20 protein-coding genes are annotated in these 24,377 nt (G+C 58.4%); 3 read left to right on the plus strand and 17 right to left on the minus strand.

Features of this window, described 5'->3' with window-relative positions:
• Positions 1-5: 5 nt before the first annotated feature.
• The 6 genes from OVA03_RS16975 to OVA03_RS07995 form a co-directional block, all read right to left on the minus strand.
• Complete coding sequence (locus OVA03_RS16975) at positions 6-1,838, minus strand: sulfotransferase (RefSeq protein ID WP_324291042.1); 1,833 nt, start codon at positions 1,836-1,838, stop codon at positions 6-8.
• 3 nt (positions 1,839-1,841) lie between these two features.
• A complete protein-coding gene (locus OVA03_RS07975) occupies positions 1,842-3,758 on the minus strand; it encodes a tetratricopeptide repeat-containing sulfotransferase family protein (protein WP_267527588.1) in 1,917 nt (638 codons plus the stop codon).
• Positions 3,755-4,384, minus strand: coding sequence for an aspartyl/asparaginyl beta-hydroxylase domain-containing protein (locus OVA03_RS07980; protein WP_267527589.1), 630 nt, complete (start codon positions 4,382-4,384; stop codon positions 3,755-3,757). The genes OVA03_RS07975 and OVA03_RS07980 overlap by 4 nt, the downstream gene beginning before the upstream one ends.
• On the minus strand, positions 4,381-5,019 hold the full coding sequence (locus tag OVA03_RS07985) for a sulfotransferase family 2 domain-containing protein (protein ID WP_267527590.1): 639 nt from the start codon (positions 5,017-5,019) through the stop codon (positions 4,381-4,383). Before OVA03_RS07985 ends, OVA03_RS07980 begins: the two co-directional genes overlap by 4 nt.
• A gap of 73 nt (positions 5,020-5,092) precedes the next feature.
• Positions 5,093-7,867 carry a TonB-dependent receptor gene (locus tag OVA03_RS07990; protein ID WP_267527591.1) on the minus strand — a complete coding sequence of 925 codons (2,775 nt, stop codon included), beginning with the start codon at positions 7,865-7,867 and terminating at the stop codon, positions 5,093-5,095.
• Positions 7,868-8,117: 250 nt separating this feature from the next.
• Entirely contained in the window at positions 8,118-8,969 is an 852-nt protein-coding gene (locus OVA03_RS07995) for a DeoR/GlpR family DNA-binding transcription regulator (RefSeq protein ID WP_267527592.1), read from the minus strand.
• A gap of 141 nt (positions 8,970-9,110) precedes the next feature.
• Between OVA03_RS07995 and OVA03_RS08000 the strand changes: the two genes are divergently transcribed.
• On the plus strand, positions 9,111-9,581 hold the full coding sequence (locus OVA03_RS08000) for a pyridoxamine 5'-phosphate oxidase family protein (protein ID WP_267527593.1): 471 nt from the start codon (positions 9,111-9,113) through the stop codon (positions 9,579-9,581).
• 2 nt (positions 9,582-9,583) lie between these two features.
• On the opposite strand, the gene OVA03_RS08005 is transcribed toward OVA03_RS08000, so the two are convergent.
• From OVA03_RS08005 to OVA03_RS08025, 5 genes are all read right to left on the minus strand, one after another.
• Positions 9,584-10,309, minus strand: coding sequence for a DNA-binding domain-containing protein (locus OVA03_RS08005; RefSeq protein WP_267527594.1), 726 nt, complete (start codon positions 10,307-10,309; stop codon positions 9,584-9,586).
• A complete protein-coding gene (locus OVA03_RS08010; RefSeq protein WP_267527595.1) occupies positions 10,306-11,115 on the minus strand; it encodes a DUF692 domain-containing protein in 810 nt (269 codons plus the stop codon). Before OVA03_RS08010 ends, OVA03_RS08005 begins: the two co-directional genes overlap by 4 nt.
• A gap of 47 nt (positions 11,116-11,162) precedes the next feature.
• Positions 11,163-11,444 (minus strand): DUF2282 domain-containing protein, encoded by a 282-nt coding sequence (locus OVA03_RS08015; protein ID WP_189485542.1) that lies wholly within the window; start codon positions 11,442-11,444, stop codon positions 11,163-11,165.
• A 94-nt stretch (positions 11,445-11,538) separates the two neighbouring features.
• Entirely contained in the window at positions 11,539-12,171 is a 633-nt protein-coding gene (locus OVA03_RS08020) for an NrsF family protein (protein WP_267527596.1), read from the minus strand.
• A complete protein-coding gene (locus tag OVA03_RS08025; RefSeq protein WP_267527597.1) occupies positions 12,168-12,728 on the minus strand; it encodes an RNA polymerase sigma factor in 561 nt (186 codons plus the stop codon). The genes OVA03_RS08020 and OVA03_RS08025 overlap by 4 nt, the downstream gene beginning before the upstream one ends.
• A gap of 63 nt (positions 12,729-12,791) precedes the next feature.
• Here OVA03_RS08025 and OVA03_RS08030 point away from each other — a divergent pair, with 63 nt between their 5' ends.
• On the plus strand, positions 12,792-13,259 hold the full coding sequence (locus OVA03_RS08030; protein ID WP_267527598.1) for a DoxX family protein: 468 nt from the start codon (positions 12,792-12,794) through the stop codon (positions 13,257-13,259).
• On the opposite strand, the gene OVA03_RS08035 is transcribed toward OVA03_RS08030, so the two are convergent.
• From OVA03_RS08035 to OVA03_RS08060, 6 genes are all read right to left on the minus strand, one after another.
• Complete coding sequence (locus OVA03_RS08035) at positions 13,249-13,935, minus strand: MIP family channel protein (protein ID WP_324291043.1); 687 nt, start codon at positions 13,933-13,935, stop codon at positions 13,249-13,251. The two genes, OVA03_RS08030 and OVA03_RS08035, sit on opposite strands and share 11 nt — an antisense overlap.
• Positions 13,936-14,008: 73 nt before the next feature.
• Complete coding sequence (locus tag OVA03_RS08040) at positions 14,009-15,193, minus strand: patatin-like phospholipase family protein (protein WP_267527599.1); 1,185 nt, start codon at positions 15,191-15,193, stop codon at positions 14,009-14,011.
• Between the two features lie 373 nt (positions 15,194-15,566).
• Complete coding sequence (locus OVA03_RS08045) at positions 15,567-16,463, minus strand: SIMPL domain-containing protein (protein WP_267527600.1); 897 nt, start codon at positions 16,461-16,463, stop codon at positions 15,567-15,569.
• Positions 16,464-16,530: 67 nt separating this feature from the next.
• A complete protein-coding gene (locus OVA03_RS08050) occupies positions 16,531-17,817 on the minus strand; it encodes a methyl-accepting chemotaxis protein (RefSeq protein WP_267527601.1) in 1,287 nt (428 codons plus the stop codon).
• Positions 17,818-17,892: 75 nt separating this feature from the next.
• Positions 17,893-18,765, minus strand: coding sequence for a tetratricopeptide repeat protein (locus OVA03_RS08055; RefSeq protein WP_267527602.1), 873 nt, complete (start codon positions 18,763-18,765; stop codon positions 17,893-17,895).
• Positions 18,766-18,934: 169 nt separating this feature from the next.
• Positions 18,935-22,252, minus strand: coding sequence for a DUF2126 domain-containing protein (locus OVA03_RS08060; RefSeq protein WP_267527603.1), 3,318 nt, complete (start codon positions 22,250-22,252; stop codon positions 18,935-18,937).
• Between the two features lie 146 nt (positions 22,253-22,398).
• Between OVA03_RS08060 and OVA03_RS08065 the strand changes: the two genes are divergently transcribed.
• Positions 22,399-24,288 carry a class II glutamine amidotransferase gene (locus OVA03_RS08065; protein WP_267527604.1) on the plus strand — a complete coding sequence of 630 codons (1,890 nt, stop codon included), beginning with the start codon at positions 22,399-22,401 and terminating at the stop codon, positions 24,286-24,288.
• Positions 24,289-24,377 lie beyond the last annotated feature (89 nt).

Below are 24,377 nucleotides of genomic sequence, written 5' to 3' on the forward strand. Positions count from 1 at the left end.
TTACTTTAGACCAAATTGCGCAGCCGATGCCAGCAGGCCTCCAAGCCCGGCAACACCTTTAAGATAGCCGCTTCGTTGCGACGCCACTTATCTGGTGTGGGTGTGGTGTGGGTGTGGCGTGACAGCGGCAGTTGGCCTTGGGTGCGCGCCTGCAGGGCGGCATCGAACGGCACACCGGCAAAGTCACACAGGCGGCGCGTCACGGCATCCGGGTCGGCGAGGAAGTCGTGATAATTGACGCTGGTCCAGTCTTCCGGCGACAGGTGCTGGAGGTCGTCGAGCGCGGTCTGGTTGGTGCTGCGCCATTGCCAGGCGGCGATGGTTTCGAGCGGCGCGCCCGCCATCATCTGCCAGCCCGGCGGCAGCAATAACGACCATGGCCCGTCCCAGCCGGGTAAGGCCCTATAAGTCACCCAACCACCGGCGCGCCAAGCCTCCATGATGCTGCTCACATTCTCGCGCGGGTCTCGCCACAGGAAGATAAAGCGCGCATCGGGGAATATTTTTTTCAAAAACGGAATGCGCAAGGCGTTTTTCGGGGTTTTCTCCAGCAGAGGGGCGCCCTCAGCGGGGGCAGCGTCGTCCGGCCCGATCCGTCTCGACAGCGCCAATTGACGGATAGCGGCGGTGATCTCAGCCGTGGCGTCTGACGCGACAAGCCGGTTGGAATCCAATCCTGGCGCACCGGGGCGGAGCGACGGATGGTCCTCAATCAGCCAGTGGGCTTCACCGCCAAAACTGTTGAACCCCGGCGAGCAGGCCAGGGTTTCATAGAGCAGCGTGCTGCCGGACCGGGGGGCGGCGATGATGAAGACCGGCTTTTCCAGCGGGCGTTCCTGGGGGCGTTCCTGGGGGCGATCGGAGCGAGTTTGCACGCCAATTTTGGGTGATGGCGCGCCCTCGTCGGCGACCAGATGTTGCAGCACGCGCTTTTCCAGCACCAGCAGCGCACCGGCGCTATTGGTACGCATCACAAGCCCGCTAGCAAGCGGTTTGGCGGCCTCATGCACCGCGGAGGCCAGTCGCACAAACTCCGCACGTCCCGCCCCGCTGACGCCGTGCAGCGCGCACAGTTGCCGCCAGTCGTGCACGAAATTTTCCAGTAAAAAGCTGAACCGCGCGGCGCGTGCCTCAGTGTCAGACGTGTCGGTGGCCGCCACCAGTTCGGCGCGCAGATCATCAACCAAAAGCTGCACTTCGGCGGCGGGCATGACCGGTGACCGCAGGTCGTTTTCGGTCAGCAGTTGTGGACGGCTGGCGGGGTTATACGCGACCGTGCGCCACGCCGCGCGCGGTGGTCGCTCACCGCAAGCGAACTGCCAGAAGGCCGCCGTGCCGGTGGTGTCCGCCACTAAATGGATGCGCTCGGCGTCGGCGTTATTCTCGACATGATGCCGTCGCCAGTTATCAAAAATCCACGCCTCACCGGCGGCCATGTGCACCGACTGCCCGTCGCAATGAAAGCGCACCTCCGGGCGGGTAAAGACCGGAATATGCAGCCGGACCCGGTTATGCCAGTGATAGTTAATGTCGGCATGTTCAGGCACGCCGGTACCGGGTGCCAGCCGCATCAGCCGCGAGCGGCTCCAGACCACGCCAAAGCCCGCCAGCACCTGACGCAGATACGGCATGGCCTCAAGCCAGGGGGTCGGCAACATCTGACCGTGGACGGAATCCGTCTCAAGGCCATCCGCGCTGATCAACCGCGCGGCACTGTTGCCGGGTACGCGATCCGGGTGCGGCACCCAGGCTCGGGCCGGCAGAGCGGCCACTTCGGCCTGAAGACGCGCGACATCAAAAAGCACCGGCAGTTGAAAAAAGGGTTGCGACAGCTTCATCGGTCAATCCCTGTAGTGGGTTATGGCATCGCCCAGCGCGTTTTTCAGATCACCTAGCCAGGGCGCATAGTGCTGCCATTGATCAAGGCCTTCCCGGCTGATCGGCTGGCGCACCTGCTCGGAACTGGGGGTGCGTATGCTGCGCTTCGTCTGGTGAAAGGTCAGGCAGGCAGCCTCAAAAGACAGGCCGCAGTGATCAAGCATGCGGCGCACACTGGCCTCAAGGTCTTCGATCACGTCCTCATACGCTACCCGCAAAACCCGACCGGGCAGGACATCGTCCCAATGACGCATGAAGTCGATGTAGGTACGGTAATAGCGGGCGATATCCTCGATACCGTAGCTGAATTCCTGATTGGTCGTGCCGAACAACTGCTTAAGGTTGCTAAAACAGCCCGCCATCGGTTCGCGCCGCACATCGATGATCGTGGCTTGTGGCAATATCAGATGGATCAGGCCGATATGCCAGAAATTGTTCGGCATCTTATCGATGAAAAACGGCTTACCCAACCGGCGATAGGTTTGGGTTTTCGCCAGAAAGCGCGCCCCAAGTTTGCGGGCGTCATCCTTCGTCAGCCGCGTTAAGCCTTCCGGATGAAGCGGCAAACCACAGGCCGAATCGAGGCCGCACAATTCCCCGGCATATCTGCCGATTTCGGTCAATTCCTGCGTGCCCTCAACTTGGGAATGAGACGCCAAAATCTGCTCTATCAGGGTCGAGCCCGAACGCGGCAACCCTAAGATAAAGATAGGCGCAGCATCATCCACGCCCCAGTCAGCCCGCGTGGCAAAAAATTCGGAAGTGAACACCGTCTTTATTCGGGCCGCACAGGACTCCGCAATCTCCGCGCGGTAACGCGAGGCTGTGCGCCTCAACGCATTTCCGCGTTCGTAATAGGTCCATGAGGAGGCGTAATCGCCCCGGTCCTCAAGCGCCTTACCCAGCGCAAAACATAGATAAATGCGGTCCATAGGCTGTGTGTCGGCCCTGGCTTCCGCGGCCTTCATGCCGGCAAGGTCGTCATCCGTGAAGCGATAGGTCTTGAGGTTAGACAGACTGAACCAGGCCACACCATAGTCCGGCCGGGCCGCAAGGGCTGCGCGATAGTCGGCTATGGCTTGTGGCTGCTGGCCCGTGACCTTCAGGGCGTTCGCCCGCCATAGGCGCAATTCGGCGACTTCGGTTGGTGACTGAGGGTCGGCCAGCAAGCGATCATAGAGATCGATCACCGGCTCATGGTCGCCCAGACCGACGCAGGCCGCGCCATATAGCTTAAGGTATTCGCGATTATCCCCATCATGCTTGAGCAAGTGCTCGGCTTCTTTTCGCGCCAACACATGCTTTTGCTGTTGCAACAGGATCATACCGTAGTCAAGACGCGCCGCGTGATAATCCGGGGCGCGCGCTAACACAGGCACCAGCAATGTCTCGGCGTCACCAAGGGCATTGCTGTCTTTGCGGATGCGCGCCAGCAGGTGCAAGGCCCCCACATTGTCACGATCCTGACGCAGGTAGTCGCGGATGACCGCCTCCGCCGGGGCCAGGTCGCCGTCGGCAAACAGACTATTGGCCATCACCACCGCGGGCGGCAGTTGTTTTAACACAGCCAGACGCTGCGCCGCCTGAGCCGCCTGAGCGGTGTCGCCCCCCATACGATAAAGCTGCGCCAGCATGTCCCAACTGGCGGGCAGGGTCGGGTTCAGATGCACCGCCTGCCGCAGCGCATCGATGGCCGCCCGCGCATCTCCGGCGTTTATGTAACAGTGGCCGCGCTCCTGATAGAGGCGGCTAAACCTAGGGTACAGCGCTTGTAATTGCTCCAGAGTCGCCAGGGCCTCGGCGAGGCGTTGGCGGGCGCGCAGGTCTCTGGCGGCCTGCAACAGGGCGTCGCGATCATCTAAAGTCGCCGTGACATTCATCGCGCCGTACCGGAGAGCAAAAACGGCTCCAGCCAGTCCGGCTCCGGCTGGTCAGCGTCGTAGTACTCAAAGATCAGGTGAATGCGATCGGTGTCACCGCCGTTGCGCACCCCGTGCGGGCCGAGGTTATTGACCTCCACCGCCTCACCCGGCGCGAAATAGTGCTGGGCCCCACCGAAGAAGGACGCCACGTCAGGATTGGTCGTCACCGGCACATGGATCTTATGCGGCCACTTTGCCGCCGGATTGGCGTCGATATGCGGGTGGATGACACCGCCCGGCGGCATTCTGGCCAGCATTACCCGCGGAAAGAGCCCGCGCGCATAGCCATATTCACGCACCGCCTGCGTCAGTACCGGCTCCAGCACGGCGCGCCACCCGGACCAGGCGGGGCGATCATGGGAGCGGCGCCAGTCACGGGGGCTGTCGATAAAGCGAAACACGATGTGTCGGGTATCCCCCAGCGCCTCAAACCGGTTCGGCTTAGAGGCGTTCTCGGCCTCCCAGATGGGCTCAGGAATGGCCAGCACAGCATCCCGCAGCGCCGTTATATCGACCGCCCCCAGCGGGCGTATCGTCATGGTTTTGCGCGGGTTACCGCTGAGTTGCAGAGGGGTGGCGTTCATCGCAGGCCCTCAAAGCTGTAGCCGAACAATTCCAGATCCTGAGTGTAGCGTGCGGCGACCCCGTCGATCAAGGCCTGATCATAGTAACGGCGATAATCATCGTGGCGGCTGCCATTGACCCGTTCCAGCGGGCGGGCGGCAATGCCAATACGGGCGCAGATCGCCTCATAATCGGCCTGCATATCTTCAACGCGCCCCACCGCGTCAGCCAGCATGGTGTGACCATCCGCCCCCACCAACAGCGACGCCTGCGGCTGGAACAGGATGTGATCCTGCGGCGGCGCACCAAACAGAAAGTGGCGCATGACGTCGCGTGGGCGCTGCTGGAAGACATCGCCGTCACGCAACATGAAGGCGCAGTAGGAGACGAAGCGGTCAAAGGGATTGCGCACAAAAGCGAACTTGAAATAGCTTTCAAAGGCCTCGTCACCAAGGTACGGGCGCACCTGCAGCAAAGACAGATGGCCATGACGAATCGCCGCCAGTTCAGGCCAGGGAAAGCGCTTATTGACGAACAACCCTGCCTGCTCGACGTCACCGTCCCCCATGTGCTCACGCAGAGCCTGCCGCACGGAATGGGTACCGGTCTTGGGTACCGCCGCAAAGATGAAACGATGGCGATGAGAGATAATCATAGACCGAAATACTCAAAAAGGCGCTTCACCCTTTGGACAGGTGAAGCGCCCGGTTTTTCAAAGACCCTCGGGCTTAGAACTTATAGCTAAGACCCAGCATGTAGGTAGCACCACTTTGGTTCTGGTTATATAGGTAGCGGTTCTGTCCCCAGAACTGCGTGTCCTTTTCGTTGGTCAGATTGACCCCGTTCAGGGTGATCTGAAGGGCATTGCTGACGTTCCAGAAGGCCGAGGCGTCGACATAGGTGCCGCCCTCAAAGCCCCGTGTGCTGGCGCTCATGACGTCATCGCTATAGCCGCTGTACCAGCGATCGCGGTGGCTCATCGAGGCGCGCGCACCCCACAGGCTGGTTTCATAGTAGATGGTGGCATTGTAGCTGGTCTTCGATATGCCGGTCAGGGCCTGATCGGCATCGACACTCGTATAGTTGGCGACCGCGCCCAGATTATCGAACGGCGCCGGCAGGAAGGTGAACTGACCCTGGGCCACAAGTTCGATACCCGTCAGCTTATTCTTGCCTGCGATGTTAACCGGCATCGAGAACTCAGAGACGATGGTATCCGCCGTAGCACCCGGAATGGTAGCAAACGGCACGCCCGTCTCGCTGAAGGGGATATCTTCGAGGGTCACAGAACCGATGTAGTTCTTGATTTCCTTCTGGAAAACACCTGCCGACAGCAGGCCCATCTTGCCGAAATAGTACTCCACCGCCAGATCAAGCGTGGTGTCCTTATAGGGCTTCAGGTTGGGGTTACCGCGCGATGCCGTGATCTCGCCAGAGTCTGAATCCTGAAACGCACTGCCCTCAGCGGCCATGGAGCCCAGTCCAGGACGGTTCAGGTTCTGCGTGGCGGAGAAGCGCACCAGAACTTCCGGTGTCACTTCAAGCACTGAGTTCATAGCCGGCAATACGCCTGAATAGCTGCCCTCTACGTCGGTGGTGCCGAGGTAGGCGTAACTATCACCCTGTATCCAGCCGGTCGAGTGAGTGTCGGTTGAGTAGCTTCGCAGGCCGATATTCCCGCGGAAGCGCTTACCCATAAGCTCGCTGTCCCAGTCCGCCTGAACATAGGCTGAGACGGTCTCTTCGGTAGTTTCATAGACGTTTTCAATGTCCTGAAGCGCGCCGCCGGTGCCATCGGTATTTGGCCCGAAGCGGTGATATTCGTTATATTTCGCAAAGGCCTTGGCGTAGTCGCCGATCAGCCACGAACCAAAATCATTGGTGAATACCGAGGTGACGTCGGCCACAGAGGTGCCGCGCATTTTGGCGCGCGTGCCATTGACATTGTCGTCATAGAACAGATCAATGCCCTCTTGCGAGAACTTGTGGTAGGCAAGACCGGCGCGCACCGTCCACACGTCAGACAACGAATACCGCCCGTTCAGCACACCTTCGCGCAGTTCCGAAGCGTTGTTGAAACCACGGTAGTAGAAAGAGTCCATCGCGTAGTTGGCCGGATTGGTGGTATCCCAGCCCGGATACTGGAACGACGCCGACTGGCCGTCAGTCCCATAGTTGGCAATCAGATTGCCCTTGGCGCGCATATAGAGCTTGTCATCGTAAGGGGTCTTGTAGGTCGATTTCTCATAGCCGATATGGCCATCCAGTGTGAGGCGGTCAGATGCGTCCCACTTACCGGTCAGTACCAGTTGGTCAAAGTTGTTTTCGTTCAAAGACCGGCGATGCTCGCTGCCGAAGGTGGTGCCGGTGACGTCGGTCATGGTGACGTAGTTGTCGCCATCCCAGGCCAGGTCATTGATGACGGAATTGGTCTGGAAGGCAGCAGGCCAGACGCCGCCCGCGGCCGTATCAAACGCTACAGAGCCCGTCGACGACAGAGGGCGTGTCGCCAAATGCATCTCGTTACGCTTGGTGGTGAACTCGCCGTGCAGCGCGTCCAGCGTCAGCAGCAGGTTCTCAGTCGGACGCCACTGAACCGCGGCGGTGATGCCGAGGCGCTCTTGCTCCGCATTCCATGAGGAAGTGCGGTTACCATCAGCAAAGTACAGATCCCCGGACAGGAACTTGGTCTGTTGGGCCGCGCTCAGATTGGAGATGTCTAAACCTTTGGTGACCAGGCCCTGAAGCGTTGACGCGCTGGGGTGGGAATAGTTGTAGGTATTGCGGCCCTGCTCGGTGGTTTCGCGCTTACCATAAGCGACCGAGACGGCCACACCGAACTTGTTGTCCCAGTTGCGGCTGAACAGGCCCGCGATGCGCGGCTGAGTGTCCTTGGTATATTCGTTCGTACCGAGTTTGACCGATACAGCGCCCTTTGAGCCGGGGGCATAGTCGAAAGGCTTGCCGGTAAACAAGCCGACCGTACCGGCCATGCCGCCCTCGTTCTGGGCTGCCTGGAAGGTCTTTTCGACCTCAACGCGCGAGAACAGCTCCGAGGCGAAGATGTTGAAATCGAAGGCGCGGTCGCGTGAGCGTTGGCCACGACTGTCTTGTGCGGAATCGACATTCCCCAGCACTTCCATGCCGTTGAGCTGCACACGGGCGAAATCCGGACCAAGGCCCCGTAAGCTGATGCGGCGACCTTCGCCGGCTTCACGGTTGATCTGCACGCCGGGCAAGCGCTGCAAGGATTCCGCCAGGTTCAGTTCCGGGAACTTGGCCATGTCTTCGGCGACGATGACGTCCTTGATGATGCCCGATTCCCGCTTAAGCTGGCGTGCCTTGGTCAGCGAGCCACGAAAGCCCGTAACCACGACGGTCTCGACCGTCTGATCGTCGCCCTGCCCGGCTTGCGGGGCGGCCGTAGTGTCGGTTTGCGCGTAGGTTGGCGCAGCGATGAAGAAAAGCGCGCCTGCGGCCGCACTCGTCATGAGCTTTTTCATAAGAATCTCTCCGTGGGATAACACCTGGCGGGGCGATCGCGATGCACGGAAAATGCCCCCCGCGGTCGGCCACATGAGAGACCGTTACCGACAGTTTGTGACAAATGTGTATTTTGTGGGCTAAAATGTGAGAATTTGTGAGATTCAAGCGCCGCAGATTACAAAACGTGTGATATTTGCCACTTCACCACAACCTCATCCCACATGTTGGGACGATAATGCAGAAATGAAATAAATTTTGTGCGACCCGTCAGAGGATTTGAACTTCACTCGTCTGCAAGGCTTCAAACAGTTGGGACGGCGGTGACGTTTCGGTTATGAATATATCGATCTGTTTGAAATCCAGCGCTTTGACGATGCCCCGCCGTTCGAACTTTGTAGAGTCGGCCAAGACCACAACCCGCGAGGCCAAAGGCCCAAGTTTGGCTTTTAACGTCGCCTCCGGATAGTGAAAATCTAAAAGCCCTCGCCGGGAATCAACGGCACCGATGGAGAAAAAGGCGATTTCGGGGGTGAACTGGCTCATGAACGCCTCGGTATCACGACCAAAACACGATTGATAATCGTAGTCGATTTCCCCGCCGCCAAAAAACACTTTGCAGTTATTCTTACCGGTCATTTCACGCGCTACCTCAAGCGCGTTGGTGACCACAGTAAGATTTCGCTGTTTCGATAACGCCTTACTTAGCCAGTAGGACGTGGAGCCGCAATCGATGAGTATGGTCATTCCATCTTCGACCAGCGCCGCCGCCTTTAAAGCTATGGCCTGCTTTTTTTCGGCATTCTGGTTTCGTCGGATCAGGTACGGCGCTTCAGTGGCAGTTTCCTTTAAGGTAACCCCACCGCGGACGCGAAACGCAAACCCCTCCTCTTCGAGCTGGCGAATATCGCGACGAATGGTTTCATCGCTCACATCAAAACGCTGGGCGAGGTCAGTGATCGTACAACTCCGGTGCAATTGCAGGAGATTGTAAATTGCGTATTGGCGGGTATCCTGAAGCATACGCCCTCGGGGAATAGTAAGCACACGGGCGTTTGATTTGTTGTGTTTGAAGCCGTCTGTCAACTGGCGGCGCACAATCCGGCGCAAATCATAGCGCACACCAAACGCCACCCAAGATGTCAACGCTTTGACAAAGCAGGGTAAGCGTGCCCGCTTATTTAGCCTTAACCCCTACTATCCATATCGCGCACTTATGGTCATGGGCGCACACTGTCGCTCCGAAACTAAGGAGCCACACTCATGACAGAAAAAGATATCACCGAAAAATTCTGGAAAGCCCTGCGCTCTGACCGCACGATCATGCTGGGCCTGCGCAATGTGGCCCCACGCCCGATGACCGCCTTGGTTGACGGCGATGAAGGCGGGCCGATCTGGATTTTTACCTCTAAGGACACCGAACTGGCCAAGGCCCTGACGCCAGATGAGACCGCGCGTTTTACCTTTGCTGACAAAGGCCATAATGTCTTTGCGACGGTTTATGGCGCCTTGAGCCCGCATAATGACCGTGCCGTGATTGAACGGCTTTGGAACCCGTTCATCGCCGCCTGGTTTACCGGTAAGGATGATCCGAAGCTGCAATTGCTGCGTTTCGATGCGCGTGAAGCCGAAATCTGGGTCGATGCCTCAAGTCTGATGGCCGGTCTGAAACTTCTACTTGGATCTGACCCCAAGGAAGATTTTAAGGACAAGGTCGCCAAGGTCGAGCTGTAGCTTTAAGAATTACTGAAAAACCCTTGCGTCAGCCACCGGCCCAGCCAATGCGGCAAGCGCGCGGCGGCGGCTTCGGTGACAATCGCATCCGTCAGGCTTTGCCCTTGCGACAGGCACATTAGCACATCATATTCCAGTGGCTCTAGGGCGTGGCGGTGGACTTCGTGGTCATGGCGGACGATCAGCAGGTATTCAGGCCCCTCATCCATCAGGGCCGGACTGCCCGCCCTATGCGCCGTCAGATAGGCGTTGGGCGCGGCGTCAAACCGCAAATGACGCGAGGCTGTGCGCAGCTTAAAGCCCATTTGAGCAAAGGCCGCCTCATCCACACCGGTCAAATCTGCCGCCGTTAGGGGCGCAGAGTCCGGCGCCCAAAACACAGCAACAATCGCCGCTTCCAGTGTCGCCAGATCTCTGGCCGGGCCGGGTTCCATAATGTTGGCCAAGCCTATGGGATAGAGATTCAAATCCCAATGGCGCGACGGCGTGGCCTCGACATACGCGGCGACCAGTGCACCAAACGCATCCGCCCCCATGAAGGCCGATAGCGCCGGATAATCGGCGGCGACCGCCGCCCGAAGCCTCTCAATATAGCCGTCAGCATAGATGTTTAGCCTTCGCTGCGGGGGCAGTATATTGCCGCGTGAGGCTTTAAACAGGCACATATCCGCCGGCCCGCGTCCGGTCGCCGCCTCATAAAGCTGCTCAAGCTGGTGGCGGTAGGTCATCGGGCGCGTACCTTATCCAGTTCGGCCTCCAGCACCTCAAACGCCGGAATATCGGCGTCCCATTCGATCATGGTTGCCCGCTCACCGTGCACCGACCGGGCATAGTCATACAGCGCCCACACAGGATCCGCGACCGGCGCATTATGGGTGTCAAACAGGTAATCGCCGTGATCGGCATGCCCGGCCAGATGGTATTGCTTGATCGCCGTTGATGGCACCGCATCAATATATGCGCGCGCATCCCAGCCGTGGTTGAAGCTGGAGACATGGACATTGTTGATATCGAGCAAAATCCCGCAGCCGGTGCGCGCATGAAGTTCGGCGAAAAACTCAGCCTCGCTTAAGGTCGCCCCGTCAAACTCGACATATGTTGACGCATTTTCCAGCACCAGTTCGCGCCCCAGCGCGGCCTGCACCTGATGGATACGCGGGATGAGGTGTTTAAGCGCTTCTTCGGTATAGGGTATAGGCAAAAGGTCGTGGCTGTTTTCACCATTAATGCCTGTAAAACACAGGTGGTCAGACACCCAGGCGGCGTCAAGCTTATCGGCTAGAGCTTTCAGTGCGCTCAGATAATCTGCATCCAGCGGATCGGTTGTGCCGATCGACAGGCCGACCCCGTGCATGACGATGGGATAATCGGCGCGCAGGTCGCACAGCATGTCATTATAACCGCCGTGGGCACGGATATAGTTGTCGGAAATGATTTCAATCCAGTCGACCGACCTTGGCCGCGCGTTCAGGAAGTGTCCATAGTGGGGACTGCGCAGGCCTAAGCCATAACCGAGATGAGATGATGACATCATGAATTAAGCGGCCTTCTCCGAAGGGAACACGGAGAAGGCCCGCACTCTTACATCTTCTTCGGCGGGGTCAGGGAGCCGCCCATTTTCACGCACTCGCCAGCTTTGACATAGACCCACTCATTCGGGTCATTGTCCTTGGTGGCGTGACCGGCGCAGGAGTGCGAACCGTCAGCCGAGGCGCACGAATTCTTGCCGGCCTTGGCGACGCCGTAGCATTTTTCCTTGTCGGCCTTGTCTTTCTTCATGTCGTCGCCCGCAAAGGATGGGGCGGTGGCAACAGCACCGGCCAGGGCCGAGGCAATGGCGGCAGTGATAAGCAGCTTATTCATGGTTGGTTTCCTTCTGTCGGAGAACACCGGCCGGATAATTCCGAAATGCCCGGTCTCAATTGCATTCGCCCCGCCTTTGCCCGCGGTTACACTATCACCGAAATATTTTTCGACCCAGTAACAATGCAAGGCCCGACAGCATCAGGATGGGCAGGTAATGCCAGATCAGCAGACCGACCGACAGAGGCTCCGCATCGACCAGCCGGATGCCTAAGCCCCCCGCGGCCAGTGCCATAATCAGGCTCAGGCCCGCCGCCTGCATGGGCTTAACCACCATAAGCCTGCGCAACCTAAACAGCATCCACGCCGCCGGAATAATCGCAAAAATAACGATGCACAACAGGCAGTGAAAGCCGTGTTTATGGAACACAGCCCCCGCCAGATCAGGCGTGCCGGAGGCCGCCGCCGTAAACACCACCGCATAGAGCCCAAGCGGCAGGATAAACAGATAGCGCCATCCCTTAATGCCCGCCCGATCCGGATAGGCGGCGGCCGTCGCGGTCACACCGGCGGCAATCACAAGGCTAAGGTTCATGAGAAGTTCGGCCAAAAACAGCGGCTCCCCTATCCGCGCACCCAGATCCGCCCGCAGCCCATAGATCAGCGTCAGCACGCCAAAGCTGATTGCCGTCACCGCCATCCATTCGGCGCATACCCGAAGAAACGGCACATAACGAACGGGCCGGTCTTTGCCGGAGAGTTGCGTAATGAGGGTCTCGATGCTCATGATCCGCCCTCCTTTAGCTTATCTCTGAGGCGTTTATAGGCCCGATGGGCCGTAACCTTGACGGCGGAAATACTCATACCCAATGCCTTACTGACTTCGGCCACCGACATGTCCTTGATATACATGCCGGTGATCACCTTTTGCTGGCCTTCGGGAAGTTCCGCAATGGCTGCAACTATGTGTTCGTCTAAGTCGATGCTTTCGGTTACAGGCGCACAGAGATAGGCCTCAACGTCCTCAATAGCCACCTTGGGCATGCGCTGATCGCGGTACCGCCGACGCAAAGCGTCATTGAGCCGGTAGTGCATGATCGCCGCCAGCCACGGCATGCAGGGGCGTTTCACATCATAGGTGTGCAGCCCCTTATGGACCGAGATCAGGATTTCCTGCACCACGTCATCGCCATCGGCGCTCAGCTTGCGCCGGACATAGCCCTGAGCGATGTCGGATATGGCAGAAAGCAACGCTACATAGCACCGGCGGTCGCCACCACACGCTGCCACAAACAGCGGATGCAGACGGGCTTCATGACCAGTGCGTGTGGGCGTATCAGACACCGTGTAACCGTATCCCTTTGCGCAGCGAATAGTATGGCAGCAACCCAAAAAGGAACCGCCCCGATGCTAACCCAAACGCCTGCGCGCTCGAATCCCTCATCTGCCGTAAGATATGACGTCTATCGACTGGCCCGTCTATACACCTTGCCCGAAGTTTTATCAGCGCCGTGGTGGCTGATGGCGCGGCTGTGGATCGGCTGGGTGTTTTTCGTCTCCGGCCTGACCAAGATCGCCGATTTCGACACCACCATCCTATTGTTTGCCGATGAGTATCAGGTGCCGGTTCTGCCGCCGGAATTTGCGGCGTTTTCCGCCACCGCATTTGAGCTGATCTGCCCGGTGCTTTTGTGGCTGGGCCTGGGCACACGATTGGCCGCCATCCCGCTTCTGGTCATGACGGCGGTGATCCAGTTCACTTACCTTGCGCACGATCAGCACCTGTTCTGGGCGATTATCCTGACCGGCCTGATCATCCACGGCGGCGGCAAGTGGTCCGCCGATCACCTGATTGGCCAGCGCCTCAAAGTTTAGGCTGCAACCATCCGAAGCGGTAAAGGCCACCGGCTAGCGCCGCCCCGATCAGCGGGGCCACGATAAACAGCCACAGTTGCGCCAGGGCCTGTCCGCCAACAAACAGGGCAGGCCCCAAACTGCGGGCCGGATTGACCGAAACGCCGGTGACCGGAATACCGATTATGTGAATGGCCGCCAAGGTCAGGCCGATGGCCAACCCCGCAAAACCGGCAGGGCTTGAGGCATGCGTTGAGCCCAAAATCACCACCAGAAAGATAAAGGTCGCCACGACTTCAAACAAAAACGCGGCCGCCATGCCATAACCGCCGCCGTAACCTTCGCCCCAGCCGTTTTGCCCAAGGCCGTCAACCGCGACATCATAGCCGCCCATCTTACCCGAGACCACCGCCACCAGAAACGCCGCCCCGGCTATGGCCCCAAGGCACTGAGCAATGACATAGATGCCAAAATCGCGCGGCGTCATCCGGCCCGCGATCAGCGCCCCCAGCGACACCGCCGGATTGATATGACAGCCCGACACGCTGCCGATGCCGTAAGCCATGGCCACAATCGCCAGACCAAAGGCGATCGCGATGCCCAGAACGCCAACCACGTCTGATGAAAAGACCACCGCCCCACATCCGAACACCACCAGCACAAATGTGCCGACAAACTCCGCTAAAGCCTTATTCATAATCCCCTCCCGAAAAATGACAGCACACAACCATACACCCTATGGGAGAAAAATAAAGCCTTGAGTAACGCCGTTACACCTCAGCCTTGACGGCCTTACCCGACTTGGCTTTGCGCTTGGCCCCGCGCGTGAAGTCATAGACCATCAGCCCGTCTTTTTCCGTCGGCGGGGTGCGCCATTCCTCATGCCGCATGGCGGTTTGCGCATCGGCCACGCCGGACGCCCAGTTTTCCAGCATGGTCACGCGCGAAAACTCATAGTCTTTCGACTGGGTCTGGCACTGGGTGCCGCGGTGGATCAGGTGGACGATCGTTACCCGGTCTTCGGACGCCAGATCTTTCAGGGCCTGCACTTCCGCGCACGCCTTAAGGTCATCGGGGATATGCTCATACAGGGTGCGGATCGCCTGGCGCAGCACATATTTTTGCAGGAAAGCGTCGGTGTTCAACCGTGTCCGGCTGGAGTAGGTGATGTCTTTGATGCGGGCATAGACCTCATCCAGCGTTTCCGGCATCGCCCCTTGGGCGTTGAACAGGTCGATCTGGAACACCAGCGTGTCTTCGTGCATGTCGCCGACCCCGCCGTGCAGCACATAACTGAGCGGCGTGTTCGATACCACCCCGCCGTCCCAGTAGGCTTCACCATCGATCATCACCGCCGGGAAACCGGGCGGCAGAGCGCCCGAGGCCATAATATGCTCAGGCGTGATGGTGCGTTCACGATTATCGAAATAGACGAAATTACCGCTGGTGACATGCACCGCGCCCAAACTCAGTCGGATATCGCCGTCATTAAGCCGCTTGAAATCGATATGACTCAATAACGTATCCCGCAGCGGCGATACATCATAAAAGCTGGTTTCCGACGGCAACAACCACGGCGTCGAAAACATCGTCTGCGCGCTGGGCCGAAAGAAACCCGGCACGCCCTGAAACATGCTCCACAGTCCGCTCATCTGGCGGAACTGGGTGTTGAACCACGGATTGAGATTGCTTAAGCCATCGGTAGGAAAGGCGGTCGATATCTGCTCCCAGAACGAGGTCAGCTTTGCCATGCGCTCATCCGGCGCATTGCCGGCAATGATCGCCGCATTGATCGCCCCGATTGACACCCCCGCAATCCAGTTGGGCTCAATGCCATGGGCGTGCAGCACCTGATAGGCCCCGGCCTGATACGACCCCAGCGCCCCCCCGCCTTGCAGCACCAGCACCACCTGCTCATAATGAGCCGACAGCTTCTCAACCTTATCCATCTTCATATCGGGCACCTTTATACTCTGGCGGCAAACTACCTGCTGCAGTGCGAAAGGTCACGCCTTGCGCGGTATTCTCTCCGAAAGTTGATCACAAGGGGGCAAGCCCCCTTGACCCGAAACTTGGCGCGGCTGCACCTGTATCGCTATACTTATACTCCCCCATCGCACCCGGTTTCAGTTACTGTTGCAATATATCATATGGGGGAGATGCCGAGGCTTGTCCGAGGCAGAGGGGGGCTGCTTCACTCGAAAACTCTTTTAAGCCCCCCACCGTCACGCCTACGGCGCGTCACCTCCCCCACATGACAAAGTCCCGCTAAACCTAAGGCAAAGTGCAGTGGGGGAGTATAAGAAAAGGGGTGGTGGGGGCTCTTTCTTAATTCAACCCGTAAACCACGCAGGCCTTGGCCGTCAGTTCGCTAAGCGGCGGGGCCTGAAGGAACGGATTTTGCGCGGCCTTGGCTTCCAGGGCTTCTACAGGTGACACCGGTGCGGGTTCGGCCCTTATCGCGGGCGGCGAATTATACTCAACCCGATCCCTTTTTAGCGCCCCAGAAACCGTAATCGCCTGAGTATCATCAAAGTAATTAGGTGCCACCCGCGCCAATATATCCGTTTCACACGCCCTTCCGGTCGGATCAATCACCTTGACCTTACCCAGCATGCCCCCCGCATCCGCCGCCGCAGACTTAGCCCGGCGGGCCGCGTCCTTCACCGCTTCGGAATAGAGCCATGACTTGGTCTCATTCGACGGCTCCAGATTAAAATAAATGGGCGCCGTCGAGGTCGGATTGGCCGCCAAAACCAGCGCATAGGCCCGTTCCAGCACCGCCATATCGCGCACCTGCAAGGTCAGGCCCAGATTGACCTGATAGGCGTCGATCTTGTCGCCGCGCTGGTTTTCGATCCGGTTGCCGTCCTTATCCTTATACTGCTCATAAAGGGCGCGCATGGCAAAGGAGGTCGAAATCTGCACCTTATCGGCCCCCAGTTTTTTGAGCGCTTCATTGAGCGCCTTGGTCTGGGCAATGGCTTTATTTTGCGCGTCTTCGGCGGTCCTGCCGACCGTCTGGAACTGGGCCGAGAAGTTGGCGCGGTTGGCCTCGATTTCAGTGCGCACAAAGCCGGTCTGGGTGATGACGCTTTCCTTCATCCACCACGGTGCCTTGTCATACGGATAGGCATTGGCCGCAGGCGTCGTCTGGGCGACCACCGTGCCCGCCAAAAGCAGCACTGGGGCCATCAGTGACGCGGTTATGATGAGTGTACGCATAGTCCCTCTCCCTCGATGATTGTATCGGCAGAGTTGTAACAGAATGCGTCGAATTTAAGGAATAGAATTACGCCTCTTTGCGCAGACGCTCCACAAAGGCGCGCACCTTATCGTGCAGGTTCAGCGCCTCATCGGAAACCGTCTCGATACGGCTGCGCACCTGCCCCACGGTCATCGTCGTCTCTTTGGCCACATCAGCCACGGTTTGCAGGGACTGGCTGACTTCACCGGTGCCTTGCGCGGCCAGAGCCACGTTCTGGGAGATACGCTGGGTCGCCCCGGACTGCATATCGACCGTATCGGCAATCACACTAGAGATTTCGTTGATCTGCTCAATGGTTTCGGCAATGGCGCGGATGGCGGATTCCGTCTGGCCGGTCGCGGCCTGAATATCGCTGATCTGGGCTGAGATTTCCTCGGTCGCCTTGGCGGTTTGTTGCGCCAGAGACTTCACTTCCGAGGCCACTACCGCAAAGCCGCGACCCGCTTCTCCGGCACGCGCCGCCTCAATCGTGGCATTAAGCGCCAGAAGGTTGGTCTGGGACGCGATGGTCTGGATCAGCTTGATGACATCGCCGATGCGCTCCGCGGCGGCCACCAGCCGGTTGACGGTTTCCTGCGTATTGGCGGCCTGTTGGACGGCATCGCGGGCGATGGCGGTGGAGCGTCCGACCTGCTCGCCGATAGCCCCGATTGAGGACGCCAGATCCTGCGTCGCATCCGATACGGTGTTCACATTATTATTCGTTTGCCCGTTGATCGAGACCACGCTTTGCGATTGGCGGGAGGTTTCTTCGGCCGAATGCATCAGGGTGGCGACAATGCCGGACAGATCGTCAGTGGCGCGCGAAATCGCCTCGACACTGGCCCCGACATCGCCGTGCAGGCTATCGGCCAGATCGCGGAATTCGGCCCGATGACGGCTGATCTGTTCGGCGGCGTTCATGTCCTGAAGCTGGGCCACCGCATAGGGCTTACCGCCGAGCGTCATCAGGGTGACTGTGGCGGTGACCTCAAAAATCGTGCCGTCTTCGCGCACATAGTTGGTTGGCCCGGTCCATTTGCCATCGCGGGCAATGGTGGCTTCGGTATTTTTGGCCATTTCAATGGCGGTGCGGCCTTCGGGCTGCTGGGCGGCGAAGAACGACGACACGGACTTGCCCAAATAGTCGGATTTATGACGGGCGCGGATGCCGTGCGCAAAGGCGGTATTGAGATAGACCAAACCTTCTTCACCGGGCGTCAGGGCATTGACAAATATCGGGGATGTCAGGGCCTCCAGCGTCGCCGACAACATCTCAAATTCGCTTGATGCCTGCGCCTGTTGTTTCTTCGCCAGACCAAATACCGCCATGTCCATACCCCTGAAGCGCTAAACTTGCGCGCCACGATGGCGGATTAACTCTAATTTTGTGTAAATCAGGCGACCTTAGCTACGCGTTTTGAGCCAGTCTTGCGCTCGCATTTCGCCGCTATGTTGTTCATCCGGAGCGATTTTTGTACGCAGGTATTCGCGCACCTCTAAAGCCGCCTCTTTTTGCGCACTATTCGCAGTCTGGCTGGCGATTTCCGCCCATTTGTAAGCCTCCGCCGGATCACGCGGCAAGCCCTGCCCCGCCAGACATAGATAGGCGTATTTCAACTGTGACGGAACATGGCCCAGATTGGCAGCCTCCTCAAAATAGGTCACGGCGCGGATCACATCGGTCAGTTCACCATTTTGCGGATCGGCATAGATTTCACCCAGATTATAAAGCGCCTCAAGATCCCCGCGCGCCGCACCTTTGCGAAACCACGGCAAGGCCTCATCCAGCTTACCCTGCGCCCTCAGTTCGACGCCGTACCGGGTCAGCGACGGGCCGTAACCGGCATCAGCCGATTGTTGCAGCAGGTGCGCGATTTTGGCCGGATCGGGTGTCAGCCCGCCCCAGGATTTAATATGATATTGCGCCAGTTGATACTGGGCCCGCCCGTCGCCGTTTCGCGCAGCCTCAGCATACCAGTGCGCCGCTAAGGTGCGGCTGCTGGTGTCAGTTTTCTTATCATAGATATCCGCCAGCCCCATCATGGCCGACACATGGCCTTGCTCGGCGGCCTTTGAATACCACTCTATGGCTTCGGCTTCGTTGCGGTCTTTGCCGGTATCGGCAACAATAGCTTTGATGTACTGAGCCTGCGGATCGCCCATAACCTGCGCACGGGCATAGGTCACCCACTCGTTTTCACCGCTGGGAGACGTTTTGCCGGTCAGGAACATAACCCCGCCAACTACGGCCAAAGCCAGAATCAGAACCAAAGGCACGAGTAATAACCGGCCCCAGATGGCCTTTGATGTCCTCGATTTTCTGGTTCTCACCCCATACCTCAATCTGATAGCGCCGTATCATTGCGCGCGATTATACCGTCCCTGACGGGCATTACCACCCATCCCGCCTGACACGCGAAGCTTTTTCCGCCTTACCCCAAAAAACCTATGACGGCCAGCGTAGATCAAGCGTGACCGGATAGTCGGGATTGATGATTAACGGCGGTGGCCGCAGGCGCCCCGGCGTGTGGGTCGGAGCCTCAAAGCGCGACAACCTGCGCCCCTCGGCCTCGTTTTCATTGAGCGGCAAGGTCTCATAATTGCGCCCGCCCGGATGGATGACATGGTAGCGGCAGCCGCCGATGGAGCGCTCCAGCCGCGTATCAATGACATCGAAATTGAGCGGCGTATTAATCGGCAGATTGGGATGCAGCGCACTATAGGGCGCCCAGGCCTTATAGCGCACCCCGGCGACCTGCGTATGGTGGTCGCGGGTCGGATTAAGCGGCAACCTTTTGCCATTGCAGGTCACGACATGCTGAGACGACACCGCCCCTTTGAGAGCGATCTGCAACCGCTCAACCGACGAATCGACCCCGCGTGAGGTACCGCCGCCGGAGGGTTCTTCGCCCATCACCGGCCACGGCTCCAGCGCGTTTCTAAGTTCCAGTGTCACATCGCCGATCTGCACATGGCCGACCTGCGGGAAGCGGAAGTCAAAGAACGGCACAAACCAGTCAGGGCTGAACTTAAACCCGCCTTGGTTTAGGTGCTCCAATACCTCACTCAGGTCTTCGCGGACATAGTGTTCCATCATATATTTGTCATGCAGCATCGTCCCCCAGCGCACCAGCTTAGAGGTATAGGGCTTCTTCCAGAACAGGGCGACCAAGGCCCGGATCAGCAGCGTCTGAATGAGGTTCATCTGCGGATGCGGCGACATTTCAAAGCCGCGCATCTCCAGCAGGCCCAGACGGCCACGATCGCTGTCGGGGCTATAGAGCTTATCGATGCAGAACTCGGCGCGGTGGGTATTGCCGGTCAAATCGACCAGTAAATTGCGCAACAACCGATCCACCAGCCACGGCGGCACATCGCCCGCATCAGGCCCATCGGGGATGCTGTTGAAAGCGATTTCCAGCTCATAGAGCGAATCGTGACGGGCTTCGTCGATACGTGGGGCCTGAGAGGTTGGGCCGATATATAGGCCCGAAAACAGGTAGGAAAGCGACGGGTGGTTCTGCCAGAAGGCGATCATCGAACGCAGCACATCGGGGCGGCGTAAAAACGGGCTGTCGTCGGGCCTTTGTGCCCCCATGACGATGTGGTTGCCGCCGCCGGTGCCAACGCGCTTGCCGTCGATCATGAACTTATCGGCAATCAGGCGGGCGGATTGCGCCTCTTCATAGACCGTGTTCGTTATGAACTTCAGTTCCTCCCAGTTGCGGGCGGGCTGGATATTGACCTCGATTACGCCGGGGTCAGGCGTGACGCTCATCGACTCGACGCGGTGATCGCGCGGCGGGGCGTAGCCTTCGATAATGACCGGCGTTTTCAGGTGGGTGGCGACCGCTTCGATGGCTGAGATCAGGTCGAGATAGTGCTCGATATAGCTGAGCGGCGGCAAGAACAGATAAAGCTTGCCCTGACGCACCTCGGCGCAAATGGCGCTGCGGATCAGGCCGTTGGCAGAATCTCCCGCCCCGTTTACGGGGAGGGGGGACCGCGAAGCGGTGGGAGTGGCGGCGCTGTCGAGTTTTCTTATATATGTGGCCAGCTTCGCTGCCGCATCCATAAGCGCCCCGTCTTCGGCATAGGGTGAGCGCGGCGGAAAAACATGTTCGGCCACCAGCTTGGGCTCGACCACCGGCAAGGCCGACAGCGGCAACCGTAAACCGACCGGCGAGTCACCGGGGATCAGCATCATCTTATCGGTGCGGAACTTCCATGCGTTCGACAGCCAGCCATCAGTCTTGGCCGAAAACAGAAGCGGCAGGACATAGCCGGTCGGAAAACCTACATTGGTATCCAGTTGCGCCTGAAGCCGTTTGCGCTCGGTCGCCTCAAACACATCGGCCTTGAGCATTTCGCCCTCAAGCGGGATGCGCTGCTCTTTCCACAACAGGTAGGGAATGTCCTCATAGGCCGGAATAACGCGGTTCTGCGGCACCCCCAGCACACGGGTCAGGGTGTTCAGGAACTCCCCGGCTATGTCGGGTTTAAGCTTTGCGGCCTTGTCAGGATCGGCCAGTAGCGACTGATCCAGCCATATCGGCGTCTTGTCCAACCGCCAGAACATATTCATCGCCCAGCGCGGCAGGATTTCGCCCGGATACCACTTGCCCTGCGCATGTTGCGCCAGAGCCCCAACCGCAAACTTGGCCGCCAGACGCTGAAACAGGTCATAGCCGAGTTTTTTCTTAGCATCCGACAGGGCCGTAAAATGCCACTCATCGCCGGTGCGGTCATCTAAGCTGACAAAGGTCGGCTCCCCGCCCATGGTCAGGCGCACGTCTTGCTTATTCAGCGCCTCATCGACCTTGGTGCCGAGCGCATCGATGCGCTTCCATTCGCCGTCGCTGTAGGGCTTGGTGACGCGGCGGCTTTCATAGATGCGCTCAATCGTCATCTCATGGTGCAGGGTCGATTGCGCGAACTCAAGGCTGCCCGATATGGGGGCCGCCGATGACGGGTTCGGCGTGCAGCACAAGGGAATGTGGCCTTCGCCGGTAAACAGGCCAGACGTCGGATCAAGCCCGATCCAGCCCGCCCCCGGCAGATAGACCTCACACCACGCATGAAGGTCGGTAAAGTCGTGATCCGTGCCCGATGGCCCGTCCAGCGATTTCACATCAGCTTTCAACTGGATCAGGTAGCCGGACGCAAAGCGTGTCGCCAGCCCCTTATGGCGCAGGATCTGGCACATCAGCCAGGCCATATCGCGGCACGACCCGCTTTTGAGGCTCAGGGTTTCCGCGCTCGACTGCACGCCCGGTTCCATGCGGATAGTGTAGCCCAGATCGCCGTTCAGTTTTTGATTGAGCGCCACCAGATAGTCGATGGTCGGCATGGGATCATCCGAAATGCCGTCCACATAGCTCATTAGCAGCGGATCGGAATCCTTGATCTCAAGGTACGGTGCCAGTTCTTCTTTCAGGGCCGGATCATAGATGAACGGGATTTTCTCTGCCGACGGCTCAAGGAAAAAATCGAACGGATTGAAGACCTTGATTTCCGACACCAGATCGACCTCGACCCGGAAATGGCTGGTCTTTTCAGGAAACACGATCCGCGCCAGATAATTTCCGAATGGGTCCTGCTGCCAGTTGATGAAGTGATTGGCGGGCTCGATCTTTAAGGCATAGGACTGGACATTGGCCTTGGCGTGCGGGGCGGGTCGCAATCTGATCGTTTGCATCCCCAGACTAATGGGCCGATCATAGCGATAATCGGTGACGTGATGCAGAGCCGTCAGGATTCCCATAGATTTAACCTTTAAACTGTTTTCGCGTCACGAATCTGTAACAGGCCCGTTACGAATCCGAAAAAAAATTGTACCCATACGCTCATCAGGGACTAGACAACCGCATCGCAAAAAAGTCTAGTTGCATTGCGGCACGAGGATAAAAATTGTTAAGTGACATCTCATCCGACATTTTGGCCTTTAGTTTCGATGGCTTATCGTCACCGACCATAGACCTGAAATTTCGCGCCGGCCCGCAAAAAGGTGACCACACCCACGGCTGGGGCCTGGCCTGGTATCCGGCCGATACCCGTGCGGCCATGGTCGCCAAAGACCCCGCCGCCCGCGATACCACCTCCCTCAAAGACGCCATGAGCGACTGGGAAGGCTTCCGTTCGACCATATTCTTCTGCAAGGTGCGCGGGGCAGCGTCTGGCTATACCCACCTTGAGACCCAGCCATTCACGCGGTCTTTTGCGGGGCAAGACTGGGTGTTCATGCACAATGGCAATCTTGACAAAAACGCCTTGTCTAAGCTGCATCATAACAAATCCATTTTCCTTGAGCCGCTGGGCCGCACCGATTCTGAGCTGGCACTGGTGTTTCTGCTCGGCCGGATACAGGACGCCGGGGCGCGCACACTGGCTGAGGTCGATCATAAGGTTTTGGCGGGCTGGTTCGGGCAGCTTGACGATCTGGGCTCGGCCGACATGGCCATATCCGACGGCGTGACCCTGTGCGTGTTTTATGGTTCCAACTCTCAGTCGGAACTGTACTATAGCCGCCTTAAGCCGCCGCATGAGGACGAAGCCTTCACCTCAGATGCCGCCTCCTTTGCTATTTCCAACCCGCGCGATACCTTTCGTACCGCTCTGGTGTTTTCGTCCTCCCCGTTTCAGACGGGCGAGTGGACGAAGATGCAGGGCGGCCAGTTAATCATCGCCCGGCGCGGCTCTATGGTCTGGACCAATAAGGACGCGGTTAAACCCAAGACGCCGCCCGCAAGCCAGCAGGTCGCCCCCACTGCCACCGCCGCTTTGCGTAGCCGCGGTTTCAATGAGGCTCAGGCCCAGTCACAACAATTGTCGATCGCCCAGTCGCTTCAGCAGATGGGCAATGTCTCAAAATACGTTATCAATACCCGCTCGATCACTCAGACGCCGGACGGCAGCCCGCTGCTGTACCGGCTTTATGATCTGGTTCACTCAACTGAGTATGCTTATGAAAAGCTGGTCGAACATTCGACCCATATTTTCCGCCTGCTGCCGGTCGAAGATCAGACGCAGGAAGTCATCCATTCGACCTTGAGCCTGTCGGTCGAAGGCGAGGACGTGCGCTTTGAGGATGTGTTCGGCAATCAGAACATCCACTATTCGATCATCAAGCCCTATAAATCCCTTACGGTCAGCGCGCGCTCTCTGGTCAAAATCTACGCCTCGCCGCCGGATGATTACCGCCATGCCCGCCGTCAGGCGACCATCCCGATTTCGTGGATGCCGTGGCAGAACCAGATGATGGAGCCTTATCTGCTTCTGCTGGAAATGCCTGAAACCCAGATTTCAGAGCTGATGATCTATGCCCAGAGCTTTTCTGAGCGCAATGGCCGTAACCTGATGGAAACTCTGAACGATATCAATCAGACCATCTACCGCGATTTCAGCTATATTCCGGGCTCGACCTCGCTGTCGACGACGCCGTTTGATGTCTATGCGTCGCGCAAAGGGGTCTGTCAGGATTTCGCCAATCTGTTCATCTGTCTGGCGCGGCTTTTGGGCGTGCCGGCGCGCTACCGGATGGGCTATATCTACACCGGCGCCAACTATGAGAATAAGATTCAGTCCGATGCCTCCCACGCCTGGGCCGAAGTCTATATTCCCTACATTGGCTGGCGCGGGTTCGACCCGACCAACGGCATCATGGTGACGCAGGATCATATCCGCGTCGCCTGCGGCCGTAACTACCTCGACGCAACGCCCACATCGGGCACTATCTATCGCGGCGGCGGCAAAGAAAGACTTCGGGTTCAGGTGACGATGAACGAGGTGTTTCAGACCTAAAAAGCGCATTCCAAAAAGTGTGACGCGGTTTTTGGAATCAGATGCGCGACTAAAAGACACTTAACTTTCAAAAGCCAGCAGGGGATTTA

Origin of the sequence: Asticcacaulis sp. SL142 (assembly GCF_026625745.1) — a bacterium.
In the GTDB taxonomy this organism is placed as follows: Bacteria; Pseudomonadota; Alphaproteobacteria; order Caulobacterales; family Caulobacteraceae; genus Asticcacaulis.

Excerpts from the sequence above, each read along its gene's own strand:
- OVA03_RS16975 (WP_324291042.1), bottom strand. The coding sequence starts at position 1,838 with ATGAAGCTGTCGCAACCCTTTTTTCAACTGCCGGTGCTTTTTGATGTC.
- OVA03_RS07975 (WP_267527588.1), bottom strand. The coding sequence starts at position 3,758 with ATGAATGTCACGGCGACTTTAGATGATCGCGACGCCCTGTTGCAGGCC.
- OVA03_RS07980 (WP_267527589.1), bottom strand. The coding sequence starts at position 4,384 with ATGAACGCCACCCCTCTGCAACTCAGCGGTAACCCGCGCAAAACCATG.
- OVA03_RS07985 (WP_267527590.1), bottom strand. The coding sequence starts at position 5,019 with ATGATTATCTCTCATCGCCATCGTTTCATCTTTGCGGCGGTACCCAAG.
- OVA03_RS07990 (WP_267527591.1), bottom strand. The coding sequence starts at position 7,867 with ATGAAAAAGCTCATGACGAGTGCGGCCGCAGGCGCGCTTTTCTTCATC.
- OVA03_RS08000 (WP_267527593.1), top strand. The coding sequence starts at position 9,111 with ATGACAGAAAAAGATATCACCGAAAAATTCTGGAAAGCCCTGCGCTCT.
- OVA03_RS08005 (WP_267527594.1), bottom strand. The coding sequence starts at position 10,309 with ATGACCTACCGCCACCAGCTTGAGCAGCTTTATGAGGCGGCGACCGGA.
- OVA03_RS08010 (WP_267527595.1), bottom strand. The coding sequence starts at position 11,115 with ATGATGTCATCATCTCATCTCGGTTATGGCTTAGGCCTGCGCAGTCCC.
- OVA03_RS08015 (WP_189485542.1), bottom strand. The coding sequence starts at position 11,444 with ATGAATAAGCTGCTTATCACTGCCGCCATTGCCTCGGCCCTGGCCGGT.
- OVA03_RS08020 (WP_267527596.1), bottom strand. The coding sequence starts at position 12,171 with ATGAGCATCGAGACCCTCATTACGCAACTCTCCGGCAAAGACCGGCCC.
- OVA03_RS08030 (WP_267527598.1), top strand. The coding sequence starts at position 12,792 with ATGCTAACCCAAACGCCTGCGCGCTCGAATCCCTCATCTGCCGTAAGA.
- OVA03_RS08035 (WP_324291043.1), bottom strand. The coding sequence starts at position 13,935 with ATGAATAAGGCTTTAGCGGAGTTTGTCGGCACATTTGTGCTGGTGGTG.
- OVA03_RS08040 (WP_267527599.1), bottom strand. The coding sequence starts at position 15,193 with ATGAAGATGGATAAGGTTGAGAAGCTGTCGGCTCATTATGAGCAGGTG.
- OVA03_RS08045 (WP_267527600.1), bottom strand. The coding sequence starts at position 16,463 with ATGCGTACACTCATCATAACCGCGTCACTGATGGCCCCAGTGCTGCTT.
- OVA03_RS08050 (WP_267527601.1), bottom strand. The coding sequence starts at position 17,817 with ATGGCGGTATTTGGTCTGGCGAAGAAACAACAGGCGCAGGCATCAAGC.
- OVA03_RS08060 (WP_267527603.1), bottom strand. The coding sequence starts at position 22,252 with ATGGGAATCCTGACGGCTCTGCATCACGTCACCGATTATCGCTATGAT.